The sequence below is a fragment of the Pseudomonas sp. ok272 genome (assembly GCF_900109995.1).
In the GTDB taxonomy this organism is placed as follows: domain Bacteria; phylum Pseudomonadota; class Gammaproteobacteria; order Pseudomonadales; family Pseudomonadaceae; genus Aquipseudomonas.
This window is the reverse complement of sequence record NZ_FOCB01000001.1, coordinates 58582-76302: the sequence shown is the minus strand read 5'-3', so window position 1 is coordinate 76302 and position 17721 is coordinate 58582. Positions and strand designations below refer to the sequence as shown.

Below are 17721 nucleotides of genomic sequence, written 5' to 3'. Positions count from 1 at the left end.
CCGACTAAAAAGGCGCCGCTCGGGCGCCTCTCCAGTTATCTGAGCTTAGCGCACAAATCAGTGGTGATGACCACCTTCGCCATGGACGTGACCATGGGCGATTTCTTCTTCGCTGGCGTCGCGGATCGCAACGATTTTGACGTCGAAGGTCAAGCGCTGGCCGGCCAACGGGTGGTTGCCGTCAACGGTCACGTCGTCGCCGTCCAGGTCACGGATGGTGACGATTTGCATTTGGCCGTCTGGCGCGGAAGCGTGAAACTGCATGCCAACTTCCAGCTCATCGACACCTTCGAACATGCTGCGGCTCAGGGTGCTGACCAGTTCGGCAGCGTACTCGCCATAAGCATCTTCTGGCTCAACGCAGACCTTCAGCTCAGCGCCGACGGCTTGGCCTTCGAGGGCTTTTTCCAGGCCCGGGATGATGTTGCCTGCGCCTTGCAGGTAGACCAGCGGCGCGCCGCCGGCGGAGCTGTCGATGACCTCACCAGCGTCGTTGGTCAGGGTATAGTCGATGGAGACAGCCTTATTGGCGGCGATCAGCATGGGGCGAGACCTTTTGCATAAGAATTTAGAATGGGCAAGTTTAGCGAAGCAAACGCCCGAAAGCGAACAGAACCCGGACAAACGGCCCGAGGCGAACGCTTCGACAATCCTCGGTTTCCATCAGGATGAGGACGGGCACTGGGTGGTCGAGCTGTCCTGTGGCCATACCCAACACCTGCGCCACCAGCCACCCTGGCAATCCCGGGACTGGGTCATGGACCCCGCGCAACGCCTTGAAAAAATAGGCCAACCCTTTGACTGTGGTTGGTGCGCTCAAGGCTCCGTTAGCGATAACCTTGGTGCCTGATATCCGGTAGAAGGTCAGCCATAGGCCAATGCCGTTGCCATGCACCACCAGAGAATCCGCATGCAAACTTTTTTTATTGCACCCACCGATTTTGGTGTGGGTCTGACGTCCATCAGCCTCGGGCTGGTGCGGACCCTTGAGCGAGCCGGTCTGAAGGTCGGCTTCTTCAAGCCCATTGCCCAGCCGCACCCTGGCGACACCGGGCCGGAGCGCTCCACCGAACTGGTGGCCCGAACCCACGGCCTCAAGCCACCGCAACCACTGGGCCTGGCCCATGTCGAGCGGATGCTCGGCGACGGCCAGCTCGATGAGCTGCTGGAAGAAATCATCACCCTGTATCAACAGGTGTCCGTCGGCAAGGACGTGCTGATCGTCGAAGGCATGGTCCCCACCCGCAGCGCCAGCTATGCCGCCCGGGTCAACCTGCACCTGGCCAAGAGCCTGGACGCCGAGGTGATCCTGGTTTCGGCACCGGAAAACGAAGTGCTTACCGAGCTGTCTGGCCGGGTCGAGTTGCAAGCCCAGCTGTTTGGCGGCCCCAAGGACCCCAAGGTGCTCGGCGTGATCCTCAACAAGGTCAAGACCGACGAAACCATGGAGGCCTTCGCCGCCCGCCTGAAGGAACATTCACCGTTGCTGCGCAGTGGCGACTTCCGCCTGCTGGGCTGCATTCCGTTCCAGCCGGAACTGAACGCCCCGCGGACCCGCGACGTGGCCGACCTGATGGGCGCCCAGGTGCTCAACGCCGGCGACTATGAAACCCGGCGCATGACCAAGATCATCATTTGCGCCCGCACCATGCGCAACACCGTGGAACTGCTCAAGCCCGGCGTGCTGGTGGTGACCCCCGGTGATCGCGACGACATTATCCTCGCCGTCAGCCTGGCCGCCCTCAACGGCGTACCACTGGCCGGCCTGCTGCTGACCAGCGACACCCTGCCCGACCCACGGATCATGGACCTGTGCCGCGGCGCCCTGCAGGCCGGCCTGCCGGTGCTGTCGGTGAGCAGCGGCTCCTACGACACCGCCAACCAGTTGAATGGCCTGAACAAGGAAATCCCGATCGACGACCGCGAACGAGCGGAAATCATCACCGACTTCGTCGCCAGCCACCTGGACGCCAAGTGGCTGCACCAGCGCTGCGGCACCCCGCGAGAAATGCGCCTGTCGCCGGCGGTGTTCCGCTATCAGTTGATCCAGCGAGCCCAGGCCGCCAACAAGCGCATCGTGCTCCCCGAAGGCAGCGAGCCGTTGACCGTGCAGGCAGCCGCCATCTGCCAGGCCCGTGGCATTGCCCGCTGCGTGTTGCTGGCCAAGCCGGCCGACGTTGAAGCCGTGGCCCGTGCCCAAGGCATCGAGTTGCCACCGGGGCTGGAGATTCTCGACCCGGACCTGATCCGCGGGCGCTACGTCGAGCCGATGGTGGCCCTGCGCAAGACCAAGAGCCTCAATGCGCCGATGGCCGAGCAGCAACTGGAAGACCCGGTGGTGATCGGCACCATGATGCTGGCGCTGGATGAAGTGGACGGGCTGGTGTCCGGGGTCATTCACTCCACCGCCAACACCATCCGCCCGGCCCTGCAACTGATCAAGACCGCACCGGGCTGTACCTTGGTGTCTTCGGTGTTCTTCATGCTGTTCCCCGAGGAGGTGCTGGTCTACGGCGACTGCATCATGAACCCGCACCCCAGCGCCGCCGAACTGGCCGAGATCGCCCTGCAAAGCGCCGACTCGGCCGCCGCGTTCGGCATCACGCCACGGGTGGCGATGCTCAGCTACTCCAGTGGTGATTCGGCCAGTGGCGAAGAGGTGGAAAAGGTCCGCGAAGCCACCTTGCTCGCCCACGAAGCGCAAAACTCGCTGTTGATCGACGGTCCGTTGCAATACGACGCGGCGGCCAACGAAGCGGTCGCGCGGCAACTGGCGCCCAACAGCCAGGTGGCCGGGCGTGCGACTGTGTTCATCTTCCCTGACCTGAACACCGGCAACACCACGCACAAGGCCGTGCAGCGCAGCGCCGACTGCGTCAGCCTCGGCCCGATGCTGCAAGGCCTGCGCAAACCGGTGAATGACTTGCCGCGCGGCGCTCAAGTCGATGACATCGTCTACACCATCGCGTTGACCGCGATCCAAGCCGCCAACCGACCTGTGGATATCTAAATGCTGGAATTCCTACCTGCCGCCCTGCGCGGCGTGATCGCTTCGCTGTTGCTGGCGTTGAATACCCTGTTGCTGTGTTCGTTCCTGTTCATCGTGGCGCTGTTCAAAGCCTTGCCGTTCGCGCTGACCCAGCGCTTCACCGCCTGGCTGATGAACCACACCCACGAGGCGTGGATCAGCAACAACAACGCCTGGATGAAACTGGTCTGCCGCACCCGCTGGCACCTGACCGGCCTCGATGGCCTGGACTACCAGCACTCCTACCTGGTGACCAGCAACCACCAGAGCTGGGTCGACATCATGGTGTTGCAGTACGTGCTGAACCGAAAGATTCGCCCGCTGAAGTTCTTTCTCAAGCAAGAGCTGATCTGGGTCCCGGTCATCGGCCTGGCCTGGTGGGCACTCGGATTCCCGTTCATGAAGCGCTACTCCAAGGCGTACCTCGAAAAACACCCGGAGAAGAAAGGCAAGGACCTGGAAACCACACGCAAGACCTGTGCGAAGTTTCGCAACAACCCGGTGGGCATCTTCAACTTCGCCGAAGGCACACGCTTTACCGAGGGCAAACAGGCCCAGCAGCAATCGCCCTTCAAGTACCTGCTCAAGCCCAAGGCCGGCGGCATCGCCTTTGTGCTCGATGCCATGGGCGAGCAGTTGAAGTCACTGGTGAACGTGACCATCCACTACCCTGCCGGGCGCCCCGGTTTCTGGGACTTGCTGTGCGGCAACGTGCAGGACGTGGTGGTGCACTTTGAAGAGGTGCCGATTCCGGCGCAGTTCATTGGCCGCAACTACGAACAGGATGCTGAGTACCGCCTGGCGTTCCAGGGCTGGATCAACCAGCTGTGGCTGGATAAGGATGCATTGCTGGGGCAGATGCATCGGGAGTATCCGGGCAAGTCTTGAAGCCTCTTCGCGAGCAGGCTCGCGCCCACAGAGGCCAAGAGATAATCTCACCTTCGTGGGAGCGAGCCTGCTCGCGAAGGTCATCTGAAGAACACAAAAAACCCGCCGATGATCACTCATCGGCGGGTTTTTCATTGCCGGTCGGCGTTTAGATCAGCTCGCGCTGACGCAACAGTTCCAGCACCTGCTTGACGCTCTCCTCCACCGACAAGGCCTGGGTGTCGATCACCAGGTCGGCGCCCTGTGGCACGTCGTACGGGAAGGACTCTCCCGGGATGTTGTCGCCACCGGCGGCGTACAGCCCTTGCGGATCACGCTCGGCGCACACCAGCGGAGAAGCCTGGACGTAGACGGTCAGCAGGCGATCGGCACCAATCAGTGCCTTGGCCTGCTCGCGGCCTTCGGCATCCGGGGCGACGAACGCCGCCAGGGTCAGCAGCCCGGCTTCGTTGAACTGGCGCGCCACGTGTGCGGCACGACGCCAGTTCTCGGTACGCCCGGCGCGGTCCTGTGGCAACCCCTTGTTCAGGTCGTGACGAAGGTTCTGGCCATCGAGTACGAACACCGCACGGCCCATGTCGAACAACTTGCGCTCGACCGCGTAGGCCAGGGTGCTCTTGCCTGCGCCCGACAGACCGCTGAACAGCACGGTCGCCGGTTGCTGGCCGAAGCGCTGGACGCGCTCTTCCGTGGCCACGTGGGCCAGGTTGCCGTGGTGCAGGCTGCTGCCGTGAGTCACCGGCTGGGCGACGATCATGCCGGCGCCGACGGTGCCGTTGGTCAGGCGATCGATGATGATGAACGAGCCCGTGGTGCGATTGCTTTCGTAGCCGTCGAGGGCAATCGGCGCATCGAGCACGATCTTGACCTTGCCGATCTCGTTCAACTGCAACGCGCTGGCCGGACCTTCTTCCAGGGTATTCACATCGACCTTGTTGACGATGCTGGCGATGGAGCCCGGGACGTAGCTGGTCGCACGCTTGATGTCGTACTTCTTGCCCGGCAGCATCGGCTCTTCGGCCATCCACACCAACATGGCTTCGAAGGTGTCGGTCACCGGCGGCACACTGTCGGCATGCACCAACAGGTCGCCACGGGAGATATCGATTTCGTCTTCCATGGTCAGGGTCACGGCCTGGCCCGGACCGGCGTGCTCCAGTTCACCTTCGAAGGTGACGATGGATTTCACCCGGCTGCTCTTGCCCGACGGCAACACCACGACCTCGTCGCCCTTCTTGACGATGCCGCTGGCCAGGGTGCCGGCGAAGCCCCGGAAATTGAGGTTCGGACGATTGACATACTGCACCGGGAACCGCAGGTCGGTGAAGTTGCGGTCACCCGCCACTTCCACGGTTTCGAGGATTTCCATCAGCGACTGGCCGGTGTACCACGGCGAGCGCTCGGACTTGTTCACCACGTTGTCGCCCTTGAGGGCCGACATTGGCACGAAGTGCATGCTGGTGGCCTTCATCTTCAGGCCCTCGGCGAACTTCAGGTAGTCGGCCTTGATCGACTCGAACACGCCTTGGTCGAAGTCCTTGAGGTCCATCTTGTTGATGGCCACCACGATGTGCTTGATGCCCAGCAACGAGGCGATGAAGCTGTGGCGACGGGTCTGGGTCTGCACGCCGTAGCGCGCATCGACCAGGATGATCGCCAGGTCACAGGTCGAGGCACCGGTGGCCATGTTGCGGGTGTACTGCTCATGGCCAGGGGTGTCGGCAATGATGAATTTGCGCTTGGCGGTGGAGAAGTAGCGGTACGCAACATCAATAGTGATGCCTTGCTCGCGCTCGGCTTGCAGGCCATCGACCAGCAACGCCAGGTCGATATCATCGCCCGTCGTGCCGACTTTTTTCGAATCGCGGGTAATGGCTTCCAGATGGTCTTCGTAGATCATCTTGGAGTCGTGCAGCAGGCGCCCGATCAGGGTGCTCTTGCCGTCGTCGACGTTACCGCAAGTCAGAAAGCGCAGCAGCTCTTTGCGTTCGTGCTGGCCCAGGTAGGCGAGGATGTCCTCGCTGATCAAATCAGATACGTGCGACATGACAACCCCTTAGAAATAACCCTGACGTTTTTTATCTTCCATGGAGCCGGCGCCATCGTGATCGATGACTCGGCCCTGGCGCTCGGAAGTTCGCGTCAGGAGCATTTCCTGAATGATGTCCGTCAGGCTTTCCGCCTCGGACTCCACCGCGCCCGTCAACGGGTAGCAACCAAGGGTACGGAACCGCACTTTCTTTTTGACGATGCGGGCTTTGTCTTCATCGCTCAGGTGTTCGAGGATGCGCTCGTCGTCGATCATGATCAGCGTGCCGTTCTTCTCGATGACTTCACGCTCGGCGGCGAAGTACAGCGGGACAATCGGAATGCCTTCCAAGTAGATGTATTGCCAGATGTCCAGCTCGGTCCAGTTCGACAGCGGGAACACGCGGATCGACTCGCCCTTGTTGACGCGGCCGTTGTAGACGTTCCACAACTCCGGGCGCTGGTTTTTCGGGTCCCAGCGGTGCTTGCTGTCGCGGAACGAGTAGACGCGCTCCTTGGCGCGGGATTTCTCTTCATCGCGACGCGCACCGCCGAAGGCGGCATCGAAGCCATATTTGTCCAAGGCTTGTTTCAGGCCTTCGGTCTTCATGATGTCGGTGTGCTTGGCACTGCCGTGGGTGAAGGGATTGATCCCTTGCGCCACGCCGTCCGGGTTGACGTGGGTAATCAGGTCCAGGCCCAGCTCGGCGACCATCTTGTCGCGAAAGCGGTACATCTCCTGGAACTTCCACTGGGTGTCGACGTGCATCACCGGAAACGGCAACTTGCCCGGGAAGAACGCCTTGCGTGCCAGGTGCAGCATCACGGCGGAGTCTTTACCGATGGAGTACAGCATCACCGGGTTGTCGAACTCGGCGGCCACCTCGCGGATGATGTGGATGCTTTCCGCCTCCAGCTGTTTCAGATGCGTCAGTTTGTCGACCATGGCTACTCACGAGAACTTTCTTATGAACGGCCAGCGGGCCGTGTTCGAGCGAGGAATCCTAGCATAGCGCCCTGCTTCTAATCAGCGCGCCATCTAGATCGAAAGGGTATATGGATATACCAGCCTGATTGAGCACCACAGCCCTTTGTGGGAGCGAGACCGGCTTGCCGGCGAAAGCCGTGTGTCAGACGCTGGTGTCGCGACTGACACGCCCTCTTCGCGAGCAGGCTCGCTCCCACAAGGAATTGAGCCGGCGTCAGATCGGATTCGGGCAGTCGATGAAGATGTGCTCCAGGGCAAACCGGCGCGCCAGGTAGTCCCCCAGCGCCTGTACGCCGTAACGCTCGGTGGCGTGGTGGCCGGCGGCGATAAAGCTGATGTCGTTTTCCCGGGCACTGTGGAAGGTTTGCTCGCTGGCTTCGCCACTGAGGTACAGGTCGACGCCGGCCTGCACCGCCTGGTCGATGTAACCCTGGCCACCCCCGGTGCACCAGCCGACGCGGCGGATCATCTGGCTGCCTTCGATCAACAGGGGCTCGCGCCCCATGACCGCCTGCACATGGCGGGCAAAATCACGCGCGGTCATGGGTTCGGCCAGGGAACCCACCAGCCCCACGACCTTGAGGTTGTCCGGGTCCAGCGGGCCTTCGACGGTAATGTCCAATTGCCGGGCCAACTGCACGTTGTTGCCAACCTCCGGGTGCAGGTCCAGCGGCAGGTGGTAGGCCAGGAGGCTGATGTCGTGCTTGAGCAGGGTCTTGAGCCGACGCTGCTTCATGCCGGTGACGCAGGGGTTCTCGCCCTTCCAGAAATAACCGTGATGGACCAGTACCAAATCGGCCTTGGCTTCGACGGCGGCGTCGAGCAAGGCTTGGCTGGCCGTCACGCCGCTGACGATACGCATGACCTGCGGCCGGCCCTCGACTTGCAGGCCATTGGGGCAATAGTCGGCGATCTTCGCACTGGCCAGATAACGATCTGCTTCTTCTACCAGGGTGCTCAAGGCAACGGCCATCAAAGACTCCTAAATATCCCATCCAGAGGCGCGCGTGGCCTCGTATAATGCGCGCCATTATGGGCCGTCGTTGGCCCTTCGTAACCTCCCGGGATTTACTCAATGCTCAAGGGTCTGCGTTTTTTTGGCTGGCCGCTGCTGGCCGGCGTGTTGATTGCGTTGCTGATTATCCAGCGCTACCCGCAATGGGTCGGGCTGCCGAGCCTGGATGTCAACCTGCAACAAGCCCCGCAAACCACGCTGACCCAGCAAGGGCCGGTGTCCTACGCGGACGCCGTGGTCATCGCCGCACCGGCGGTGGTCAACCTGTACACCACCAAGGTGGTCAACAAAAACCCCCATCCGTTGTTTGAAGACCCACAGTTCCGCCGTTTCTTCGGCGATAACGCGCCCAAGCAAAAACGGATGGAATCAAGCCTGGGCTCCGGCGTGATCATGAGCCCGGAAGGCTACCTGCTGACCAACAACCATGTGACCGCTGGCGCCGACCAGATCGTGGTCGCGCTCAAGGACGGCCGCGAAACCCTGGCGCGGGTCATCGGCAGCGACCCGGAAACCGACCTGGCGGTGCTGAAGATCGACCTGAAGAATCTGCCCTCGATCACCATCGGCCGCTCCGAGAGTGTCCGGGTCGGCGACGTTGCCCTGGCCATCGGCAACCCGTTTGGCGTCGGCCAGACCGTGACCATGGGCATCATCAGCGCCACCGGGCGTAACCAGTTGGGCCTGAACAACTACGAAGACTTCATTCAGACAGACGCGGCGATCAACCCAGGCAACTCCGGCGGCGCGCTGGTGGATGCCAACGGCAACCTGACCGGGATCAACACCGCGATCTTCTCCAAGTCCGGCGGCTCCCAGGGCATCGGCTTTGCGATCCCGATCAAACTGGCGATGGAAGTGATGAAGTCGATCATCGAACACGGCCAGGTGATCCGTGGCTGGCTGGGCATCGAAGTACAGTCGTTGAGCCAGGAACTGGCGGAATCGTTTGGCCTCTCGGGACGGCCCGGGATCGTGGTGGCAGGGATCTTCCGCGATGGCCCGGCACAGAAAGCCGGCCTGCAACTGGGCGACGTGATCCTCAGCATTGACGGCGAACCGGCCGACGATGGCCGTCGCTCAATGAACCAAGTGGCGCGAATCAAGCCCACTGACAAGGTCACGATTCAAGTCATGCGCAATGGCAAGGAACTCAAACTCACCGCAGAAGTCGGCTTACGCCCACCGCCTGCGCCAGTCAAAGAAGCCGAGTAAGCATGGAAGCGAGCCTGCTCGCGAAGAGGCCGGCATGAGCAACATCCTGGTCGGCTGATCTACCGCCTTCGCCGGCAAGCCAGCTCCCACCCTGGTCCACGGCGAACACACATCCGGGGGCAGCTCAATTCCTTGTAGGAGCGAGGCTTGCCCGCGAAGGCGGTAAACCTGACGACATTGATGTTGGATGGACTGGCCGGTTTGCGGGCAAGCCTCGCTCCTACGGGCTCAACCCAGATTTCTGCTCGCAATGGCGGTGACGAGCGGCATGGCTAAGACAGTTGCTCCCACAAGGGATTGCCGGCTGTCAGGCTCGCCCCCCCACAGGTTAAGCAGCGTTTTAAAGGTCGCCAAGCCCATCGATCAGCGCCTGGTTCTGCTCCGGCGTACCAATACTGATCCGCAGAAACTGAGCGATCCGCGCCTGCTTGAAGTGACGCACGATCACCCCTTGCTCACGCAACTTCGCCGCCAAGGCTGCCGCATCATGCAACGGGTGCCGGGCAAAGATGAAGTTGGCAGCCGATGGCAGCACCTCAAAACCCTTCTCCCGCAACTGCCCAACCACCCGCTCTCGGCTATCGATCACCTTCTGACAGGTCGTATCGAAATACTCGCGATCAGCAAACGCCGCCGCCGCACCGACAATCGCCAAGCGATCGAGCGGGTAAGAGTTGAAGCTGTTCTTGATCCGCTCCAGCGCCTCGATCAAATCCGCGTGCCCCACCGCCAGGCCAACCCGCAAACCGGCCAGCGAGCGTGACTTGGACAATGTCTGGGTCACCAACAGGTTCGGATAACGGTCCACCAGGCTGATCGCGGTTTCACCGCCAAAGTCGATGTACGCCTCATCCACCACCACCACCGAGTCAGGGCTGGCCTTGAGGATCTGCTCGACCGCCTCCAGCGCCAACAGGCAGCCCGTCGGGGCGTTCGGGTTGGGGAAGATGATCCCGCCGTTTGGCCGGGCGTAGTCGGCCGGGTTGATCTGGAACTGCGCGTCCAGCGGCACCGCCTGCGAGGCGATCCCATACAAGCCGCAGTACACCGGATAAAAGCTGTAGCTGATGTCCGGGAACAGCAGTGGCTGGCTGTGCTGGAACAAGCCGTGGAAAATATGCGCCAGCACTTCATCCGAGCCATTGCCCAGGAACACCTGGTTGCCCTGCACGCCGTAGTACTCGGCCACCGCCTGCTTGAGCAGGTCACTGTTGGGATCCGGGTACAGGCGCAGGTTGTCGTTGAGTTCGACCTGCATCGCCGCCAACGCCTTGGGCGATGGACCGTAGGGGTTTTCGTTGGTGTTGAGTTTGACCAGCTTCGTCAATTTCGGCTGCTCGCCCGGCACGTACGGCACCAGGTCCTTGACGAACGGGCTCCAGAATTTACTCATGCTCAGTTCCCCTCTTTATCGGCAACGATGCGGTACTCGGCGCTACGGGCGTGGGCGGTCAACGACTCGCCACGGGCCAGCACGGAGGCCGTCTTGCCCAGCTCGGAAGCACCCGCCTCGGAGCAGAAAATGATCGACGAACGCTTCTGGAAGTCGTACACCCCCAGCGGCGAGGAGAAACGCGCCGTGCCAGAGGTCGGCAACACGTGGTTGGGACCAGCGCAGTAGTCGCCCAGGGCCTCGGACGTGTGGCGCCCCATGAAGATCGCGCCGGCGTGGCGAATCTGCGGCAGCCAGGCTTGTGGATCGGCGACCGACAACTCCAGGTGCTCCGGGGCGATGCGGTTGGCTACGTCGATGGCCTGCTGCATGTCGCGCACCTGGATCAGCGCGCCACGACCGTTGATCGAGGTCTCGATGATCTCGGCCCGCTCCATGGTCGGCAGCAACTTGGCGATGCTCGCGGCCACCTTGTCGAGGAACTCGGCATCGGGGCTGACCAGGATCGCTTGCGCGTCTTCGTCGTGCTCGGCCTGGGAGAACAGGTCCATGGCGATCCAGTCCGGGTCGGTCTGGCCATCGCAGACCACGAGGATTTCCGACGGGCCGGCGATCATGTCGATGCCGACTTGGCCAAACACGTGGCGCTTGGCAGTGGCGACATAGATGTTGCCCGGCCCCACCACCTTGTCGACCTTCGGCACGCTTTCGGTGCCATAGGCCAACGCCGCCACCGCTTGTGCACCACCGATGGTGAACACTCGGTCGACGCCCGCGATGCACGCCGCGGCCAGGACCAACTCGTTGAGTTCACCCCGCGGGGTCGGTACGACCATGACCACCTCGGCCACGCCCGCCACCTTGGCCGGGATCGCATTCATCAGTACCGATGAAGGATAGGACGCCTTGCCACCGGGCACATACAGGCCCGCGCGGTCCAGCGGCGTGACTTTCTGGCCCAGCACCGTGCCGTCGGCTTCGGTGTAGGTCCAGGAGTCCTGCTTCTGCTTCTCGTGGTAGCTGCGCACGCGGTCAGCGGCTTTTTCCAGGGCTTCGCGCTGGGCCGGGGTGATGCGGGTCAGCGCCAGTTCCAGGCGCTCGCGCGGCAGGATCAGGTCCGCCATGGACGCCACGTGCAGGCCGTCGAACTGCTGGGTGAACTCGACCAGCGCCGCATCGCCACGCTCGCGCACGGCCTTGATGATATCCAGCACCCGCTGATTGACCGAATCGTCAGACACACTTTCCCAGCTCAGCAGATGATCCAGATGATGCGCGAAATCCGGGTCAGCAGCGTTGAGTCGGCGAATTGCAGTCGGTGCGGTCATAGCGAGAGCCTCATAGGATTGGCGAAAACTCAGGCGCCCGAAGGCGCGCTGACGCTTAATAACGAATCGCGTTGGTGCTGTGGTCGTACCCGGCAAGGCGCGGGACGAAGGTAAGGGGCGTTTCCTTACCGAGTCCCGCAACGCAGCAGGGTGCGGCCACAGTGCCAACCCGCAGGGCCTTGCTCCAAAAGGCAGGCCGCTGCGCATATCTTACTGCTGAGAAAAAATCTTCTACTGCTAGGAGTTGCCTTTTGGAGTAAGGCGAGATTCGTCATTAAACGTTAGCGCGCCTTCCCCCGCAGTCGTTCCGCTTGGGCACCTGAGACTTCTGGCTATGAGGCGGATAGACGGGCGCGACTTAGCGTCACGCAGGTGAATCAGCCGCGGTGTCGAGACTCCACTGCCTGGCGCAGGGTGTCGATCAACGCCTGGATACGGGCGTGCTGCATTTTCATCGAGGCCTTGTTGACGATCAGCCGGGAGCTGATGGCCGCAATGAAGTCCTGTGGCTCCAGGCCGTTGGCCCGCAGCGTGTTACCGGTATCGACCACGTCGATGATCTTGTCCGCCAGGCCGATCAGCGGCGCCAGCTCCATCGAGCCGTAGAGCTTGATGATATCGACCTGACGGCCCTGTTCGGCGTAGTAGCGCTTGGCAACGTTGACGAACTTGGTCGCAATGCGCAGGCGGCCCTTGGGCTCGACGGCGCCAATCTTGCCCGCGGTCATCAGCTTGCACTGGGCAATCTGCAGGTCCAGTGGCTCGTACAGGCCCTGGCCACCGTATTCCATCAGCACATCTTTACCGGCGACGCCCAAGTCAGCGGCACCATGCTCGACATAGGTCGGCACATCGGTGGCGCGCACGATCAGCAAGCGCACATCGGCCTGGGTCGTGGGGATGATCAGCTTGCGGCTCTTGTCCGGATTCTCGGTCGGCACGATGCCCGCTTCAGCCAGAAGCGGCAGGGTGTCGTCAAGGATGCGGCCCTTGGACAGTGCGATGGTCAACATGGGAAACGTCAGTCCTTAATCAGGCTACTGATGCCCGGTCGCAAACGGCGCCGGACACACATCGAGCCTGAAACAGGCTCGACTTCAAACAATCTGTGGGCACGTCCCTGTGCCCTCGGGCAACGACTAGCCCGGTACGCGGCGGATCTTCGCGCCGAGCATCTGCAGCTTCTCTTCGATGCACTCGTAACCACGGTCTATGTGGTAGATGCGGTCGATCAGCGTGTCACCTTCGGCAACCAGCGCCGAAATCACCAGGCTGGCCGACGCGCGCAGGTCGGTGGCCATGACTGGCGCGCCCTTGAGGGTCTCGGTGCCGGTGACGATGGCCGTGTTGCCTTCGACCTGGATCTTGGCGCCCATGCGGTGCAGCTCGTAGACGTGCATGAAGCGGTTTTCGAAGATCGTCTCGATCACCGCACCGGTGCCTTCGGCAATGGCGTTGAGGGAGATGAACTGCGCTTGCATGTCCGTCGGGAACGCCGGGTACGGGGCGGTACGCACATTGACGGCTTTAGGCCGCTTGCCGTGCATGTTCAGCTCGATCCAGTCATCGCCGGTGGTGACTTCAGCGCCTGCTTCACGCAGCTTTTCCAGCACCGCTTCGAGGATGGTCGGATCGGTGTCCTTGACCTTCACTCGGCCACCGGTCACGGCAGCCGCCACCAGGTAGGTACCGGTTTCGATACGGTCTGGCATGACGCGGTACGTGGTGGTGCCCAGGCGCTTTACACCGTCGATGGTGATGGTGTCGGTGCCTGCGCCCTGGACCTTGGCGCCCATGGCGTTGAGGAAGTTCGCCAGGTCGACGACTTCCGGCTCACGCGCGGCGTTCTGCAGCACGCTGCGACCGTTGGCCAGTGCCGCGGCCATCATGATGTTCTCGGTACCGGTCACGCTGACGGTATCGAAGAAGAAGCTCGCACCGCGCAAGCCACCTTCCGGCGCCTTGGCCTTGATGTAGCCGCCTTCCACGTCAATGGTCGCGCCCATGGCTTCAAGACCACGGATGTGCAGGTCGACCGGACGCGAGCCGATGGCGCAACCGCCAGGCAGCGCCACTTCGGCTTCACCGAAACGCGCAACCATCGGGCCGAGCACCAGGATCGAGGCACGCATGGTTTTCACCAACTCGTACGGGGCGATCAGGGTCTTGATGGTACGTGGGTCGATTTCGACGCTGAGCTTCTCGTCGATTACCGGCTCAATGCCCATGCGACCGAACAGCTCGATCATGGTCGTGATGTCGTGCAGGTGCGGCAGGTTGGCGACCGTCACTGGACCGTCACACAACAGGGTCGCCGCCAGGATCGGCAGGGCAGAGTTCTTTGCCCCGGAGATGCGGATTTCGCCATCAAGACGAACGCCACCGGTAATAATCAATTTATCCATAAGAATCTCGACGCCCTTGGGCTCAGGTGCGCTCGGCCCAGGCCGCGCTGCTGAAAAATTTCATAGTGACCGCATGGATACTGCCATCGGCAATCCATGGGTTCAAATGGGCATAGATGCTTTGCTGACGCTTGACCGGGCTCAAAGCCACCAGTTCATCGCTAATCACGTTCAGCTGGAAATTGCAGCCTTCGCCTTCAACTTCCACCTGAGTTCCGGGGAGTTTTCCCTCAAGGAAGCTCTTAACTTCTACGGCCTGCATGCTCAACCTCAATCGGCGCCTTGTGCGCACGGGTCGGACATCATACAAAAAAGCCCCGCGCCTGCGAACCCCGCATAGCAGGACTCTGACGGGGGGCTTTTTGGATAGATGGTAATTAAGGGTGCGCCAACAGCTCAGTCAGGCCCGAGACCTGGGCAATTTCACGCATGTCTTCGGGCAGTGCACGGATACTCACCCCCTTGCCACCGGCTGCCGCATCACGCATGAACGACAACAGCAGCGACAAACCGACACTGCTGGATTTCTCCACACCCGAACAATCGAGCACCATGGCGCCGGCCTTGCTCGACTTGATCAAGGCCTGGCCCTGCTTGCGCAAGGCCGGCCCGGTGCGGTAATCGAGCACGCCGCTGAGCATCAGCTCACCGGCCTCGCCCAGGCGGATGGCCGAGTCACTCATTGGGCTTTATTCTCTTCAGTGGCTTGCTTGGCCTTGGCCACTTCCCCGGCCCAACCATTGATGGTCTTGTCCAGGTCGTTGCCATTGCGCTGCATGGCATCGGCGAACTGGTCACGGAACAGCTTGCCAATGTTGATGCCATTGATGATCACGTTGCGCAGCTTCCACTCGCCGTTGATCTTTTCCAGGGTGTAGGACACGGGATAGACCGCGCCATTACTGCCCTTGACCGTCATGCCGACACTGGTGCGGTCGCCCGATTCATCCTTGGCGGGATCAACGGTGATGCCCTGGTTGTTGTACTCCAGCAAGGCGTTGCCATAGAACTGGAACAAGCCCTTCTTGAAGTTCTCGGCAAAGGTCTTCATCTGCTCAGGCGTGGCCTTGCGCGAGTACTTGACCGTCATGATGCTCTTGGAGATGCCATCGGCATCCACCACCGGCCCGACGATCGTGTTCAGCGCGTCGTAGAAGCCTTGTGGATCCTGCTTGTACTTTTCTTTGTTGGCCGCAAGGTCCGCGAGCAAACGTTGGGTCGTGTCAGTGACCAGATCGTGCGCCGAAGGCGCAGCCACGGCATTCGCCATCAACGGCAGGGCGGCCAACAGCACCAACAGGCTACGTCGCAAGGTAGAGATCATGGAGAAACTCCTCATTTAGCGTCTTTACTCACGGTATTGAGCAGGAACTTACCGATCAGGTCTTCGAGCACCAGCGACGACTGCGTGTCATGGATAGTCCCGCCATCCTTGAGCAAGGTATCTTCGCCGCCAACACTGATGCCGATGTACTTCTCGCCCAACAGGCCAGCCGTGAGAATAGATGCAGTGGAGTCGGTCGGCAGATTATCGACACGTTTTTCCAGCTGCATGGTCACTCGGCCGGTGAAGTTGTCGCGATCCAGATCGATGGCCGTGACCTTACCGATGGTCACACCGGCCATGGTCACTTTCGATCTGACCGTCAAACCAGCGATATTGTCGAAGTACGCGTAAAGTTTATAGCTGTCATTGCTCGAAACCGGGGACAGTCCACTGACCCGCAGGGCAAGCAACAGTAAAGCCAGGATGCCAGCCAGCAAGAAAAGGCCGACACCGATTTCCAGGGTGCGGTTTTGCATCAGAAATCTCCAAACATCAAGGCGGTCAGAATAAAGTCCAGGCCGAGTACGGCCAACGAGGCATACACCACGGTTTTGGTAGTGGCACGACTGATTCCCTCTGAGGTGGGCTCACAGTCATAGCCTTGGAATACGGCAATCCAGGTCACGACAAAGGCAAAGACGATGCTCTTGATAATGCCATTGAGCACGTCGCCGCTGAACGTCACGCTGTTCTGCATGTTCGACCAGTAGGAGCCGTCATACACCCCTAGCCAGTCGACAGCCACCCAGGAACCACCCCAGATACCCACCACGCTGAAAATCATCGCCAGCAGCGGCAGGGAAATGAAGCCAGCCCAAAGACGGGGGGCAATGATGTACTTGAGCGGGTCGACACCTATCATTTCCAGGCTGGACAACTGCTCGGTGGATTTCATGTTGCCGATTTCAGCGGTCAATGCCGAACCGGCACGACCGGCAAACAGCAAGGCCGTGACCACCGGGCCCAATTCGCGCAGCAGCGTCAGCGCCACCATCTGCCCCACCGCCTGCTCCGAGCCGTAGCTGGACAGGATATTGAAACCTTGCAGCGCCAGCACCATGCCGATGAAGATCCCGGAGACCACGATGATCACCAGGGACATTACGCCAATCGAATGCAACTGCTTGACCAGCAAGCCGAAGCCGCCGCCAATCCCGCCGCGCCCCAACAGGGCGTGAAACAGGAACAGCGATGAACGACCCAGCACCGCCAAGCTGTCGATGGCGGCCAGGCCGAATCGACGAACTCTCTCTATTAATGAAGTCTTGCGCATCAGCGCTTCCCCAGAAGATCTGCGCGGTAGTCCGTCGCTGGAAAGTGGAACGGTACCGGCCCGTCAGGATCGCCTGTCATGAATTGGCGAATGCGTGGGTTGTCGGAGTCCATCAGCTCGGCAGGCGTCCCCTGCCCCAGCACCTGGCCGTCACCCACCACATACAGGTAGTCGGCAATGCTCGCGGTTTCTGCCAAGTCGTGAGAAACCACGACACTGGTGATGCCCAGGGCATCATTGAGCAGACGGATCAGGCGCACCAAAACCCCCATGGCGATGGGGTCCTGCCCAACAAAGGGTTCGTCGTACATGAGGATCTGGGGGTCCAGGGCAATCGCTCGCGCCAGTGCGACGCGGCGCTTCATCCCGCCGGACAGTTCGTCCGGCATCAGATCGATGGCGCCACGCAAGCCAACCGCCTGGAGCTTCATCAGCACGATGTCACGGATCATTTCTTCCGGGAGCTGGGTGTGGACGCGCAACGGGAATGCGACGTTTTCGAACACGTCGAGATCAGTGAACAAGGCACCGCTCTGGAACAGCACGCCCATGTGCTTGCGCGCATCGAACAGATCGCTGCGCGACAGCTTGGGCAGGTTCTGCCCGTTGACCCACACTTCACCGCCCGAAGGGCGCAACTGAGCGCCCATCAGGCGCAACAGCGTGGTTTTTCCGCAGCCGGAAGGTCCCATGATGCCGGTAACCTTGCCACGCGGAATGCGAATATCGACATTATTGAAAATACTGCGCGCGCCGCGCTTGAAGGTCACTCCCTTCAGCTCGACCGCGTAGGCGCTATCGGCACTCATCTTAACTCCTTGCGATGCAAGCCT

General features: G+C 61.3%; 18 protein-coding genes. 4 read left to right on the top strand and 14 right to left on the bottom strand.

What is annotated here, in order from left to right; genetic code table 11:
* Positions 1 to 57: 57 nt before the first annotated feature.
* Entirely contained in the window at positions 58 to 543 is a 486-nt protein-coding gene (locus tag BMW74_RS00345) for an FKBP-type peptidyl-prolyl cis-trans isomerase (RefSeq protein WP_093411953.1), read from the bottom strand.
* Between BMW74_RS00345 and BMW74_RS00340 the strand changes: the two genes are divergently transcribed.
* Genes BMW74_RS00340 through BMW74_RS00330 form a run of 3 tightly spaced genes read left to right on the top strand, consistent with a single transcriptional unit; the run spans position 512 to position 3916 of the window.
* Entirely contained in the window at positions 512 to 850 is a 339-nt protein-coding gene (locus tag BMW74_RS00340; protein ID WP_093413394.1) for a DUF3565 domain-containing protein, read from the top strand. The genes BMW74_RS00345 and BMW74_RS00340 overlap by 32 nt on opposite strands.
* Before the next feature lie 60 nt (positions 851 to 910).
* Positions 911 to 3010: a phosphate acetyltransferase gene (gene pta, locus BMW74_RS00335; protein ID WP_093411951.1), complete on the top strand. Its 2100-nt coding sequence runs from the start codon at positions 911 to 913 to the stop codon at positions 3008 to 3010.
* The gene (locus BMW74_RS00330; protein ID WP_093411949.1) at positions 3011 to 3916 is read left to right on the top strand and encodes an acyltransferase; all 906 of its coding nucleotides are present in this window, start codon (positions 3011 to 3013) and stop codon (positions 3914 to 3916) included.
* Positions 3917 to 4064: 148 nt separating this feature from the next.
* On the opposite strand, the gene cysN is transcribed toward BMW74_RS00330, so the two are convergent.
* The 3 genes from cysN to BMW74_RS00315 form a co-directional block, all read right to left on the bottom strand.
* On the bottom strand, positions 4065 to 5963 hold the full coding sequence (cysN, locus tag BMW74_RS00325) for a sulfate adenylyltransferase subunit CysN (RefSeq protein WP_093411946.1): 1899 nt from the start codon (positions 5961 to 5963) through the stop codon (positions 4065 to 4067).
* 9 nt (positions 5964 to 5972) lie between these two features.
* Positions 5973 to 6890: a sulfate adenylyltransferase subunit CysD gene (cysD, locus tag BMW74_RS00320; protein ID WP_093411943.1), complete on the bottom strand. Its 918-nt coding sequence runs from the start codon at positions 6888 to 6890 to the stop codon at positions 5973 to 5975.
* Positions 6891 to 7146: 256 nt separating this feature from the next.
* Positions 7147 to 7905: a Nif3-like dinuclear metal center hexameric protein gene (locus BMW74_RS00315; RefSeq protein WP_093411941.1), complete on the bottom strand. Its 759-nt coding sequence runs from the start codon at positions 7903 to 7905 to the stop codon at positions 7147 to 7149.
* Between the two features lie 102 nt (positions 7906 to 8007).
* Here BMW74_RS00315 and algW point away from each other — a divergent pair, with 102 nt between their 5' ends.
* Positions 8008 to 9162 carry a Do family serine endopeptidase AlgW gene (algW, locus tag BMW74_RS00310; RefSeq protein ID WP_093411938.1) on the top strand — a complete coding sequence of 385 codons (1155 nt, stop codon included), beginning with the start codon at positions 8008 to 8010 and terminating at the stop codon, positions 9160 to 9162.
* Positions 9163 to 9502: 340 nt separating this feature from the next.
* Here algW and hisC read toward each other — a convergent pair whose 3' ends face one another.
* From hisC to BMW74_RS00260, 10 genes are all read right to left on the bottom strand, one after another.
* A complete protein-coding gene (hisC, locus tag BMW74_RS00305) occupies positions 9503 to 10555 on the bottom strand; it encodes a histidinol-phosphate transaminase (protein ID WP_093411935.1) in 1053 nt (350 codons plus the stop codon).
* 2 nt (positions 10556 to 10557) lie between these two features.
* The gene (gene hisD / locus BMW74_RS00300) at positions 10558 to 11883 is read right to left on the bottom strand and encodes a histidinol dehydrogenase (RefSeq protein ID WP_093411932.1); all 1326 of its coding nucleotides are present in this window, start codon (positions 11881 to 11883) and stop codon (positions 10558 to 10560) included.
* Positions 11884 to 12260: 377 nt separating this feature from the next.
* Positions 12261 to 12896 carry an ATP phosphoribosyltransferase gene (gene hisG, locus BMW74_RS00295; RefSeq protein ID WP_093411929.1) on the bottom strand — a complete coding sequence of 212 codons (636 nt, stop codon included), beginning with the start codon at positions 12894 to 12896 and terminating at the stop codon, positions 12261 to 12263.
* 126 nt (positions 12897 to 13022) lie between these two features.
* Positions 13023 to 14288, bottom strand: a complete 1266-nt coding sequence (murA, locus tag BMW74_RS00290) for a UDP-N-acetylglucosamine 1-carboxyvinyltransferase (protein ID WP_093411926.1) — start codon at positions 14286 to 14288, stop codon at positions 13023 to 13025.
* 22 nt (positions 14289 to 14310) lie between these two features.
* Positions 14311 to 14550, bottom strand: a complete 240-nt coding sequence (locus tag BMW74_RS00285; protein ID WP_003439919.1) for a BolA family protein — start codon at positions 14548 to 14550, stop codon at positions 14311 to 14313.
* Positions 14551 to 14665: 115 nt separating this feature from the next.
* Complete coding sequence (locus tag BMW74_RS00280; RefSeq protein WP_093411923.1) at positions 14666 to 14971, bottom strand: STAS domain-containing protein; 306 nt, start codon at positions 14969 to 14971, stop codon at positions 14666 to 14668.
* On the bottom strand, positions 14968 to 15612 hold the full coding sequence (locus BMW74_RS00275; RefSeq protein WP_093411921.1) for an MlaC/ttg2D family ABC transporter substrate-binding protein: 645 nt from the start codon (positions 15610 to 15612) through the stop codon (positions 14968 to 14970). The genes BMW74_RS00280 and BMW74_RS00275 overlap by 4 nt, the downstream gene beginning before the upstream one ends.
* An 11-nt stretch (positions 15613 to 15623) precedes the next feature.
* Complete coding sequence (gene mlaD, locus BMW74_RS00270; RefSeq protein ID WP_093411919.1) at positions 15624 to 16091, bottom strand: outer membrane lipid asymmetry maintenance protein MlaD; 468 nt, start codon at positions 16089 to 16091, stop codon at positions 15624 to 15626.
* A complete protein-coding gene (gene mlaE, locus BMW74_RS00265) occupies positions 16091 to 16888 on the bottom strand; it encodes a lipid asymmetry maintenance ABC transporter permease subunit MlaE (RefSeq protein WP_093411918.1) in 798 nt (265 codons plus the stop codon). Before mlaE ends, mlaD begins: the two co-directional genes overlap by 1 nt.
* Positions 16888 to 17697, bottom strand: coding sequence for an ATP-binding cassette domain-containing protein (locus BMW74_RS00260; RefSeq protein ID WP_093411915.1), 810 nt, complete (start codon positions 17695 to 17697; stop codon positions 16888 to 16890). Before BMW74_RS00260 ends, mlaE begins: the two co-directional genes overlap by 1 nt.
* Positions 17698 to 17721 lie beyond the last annotated feature (24 nt).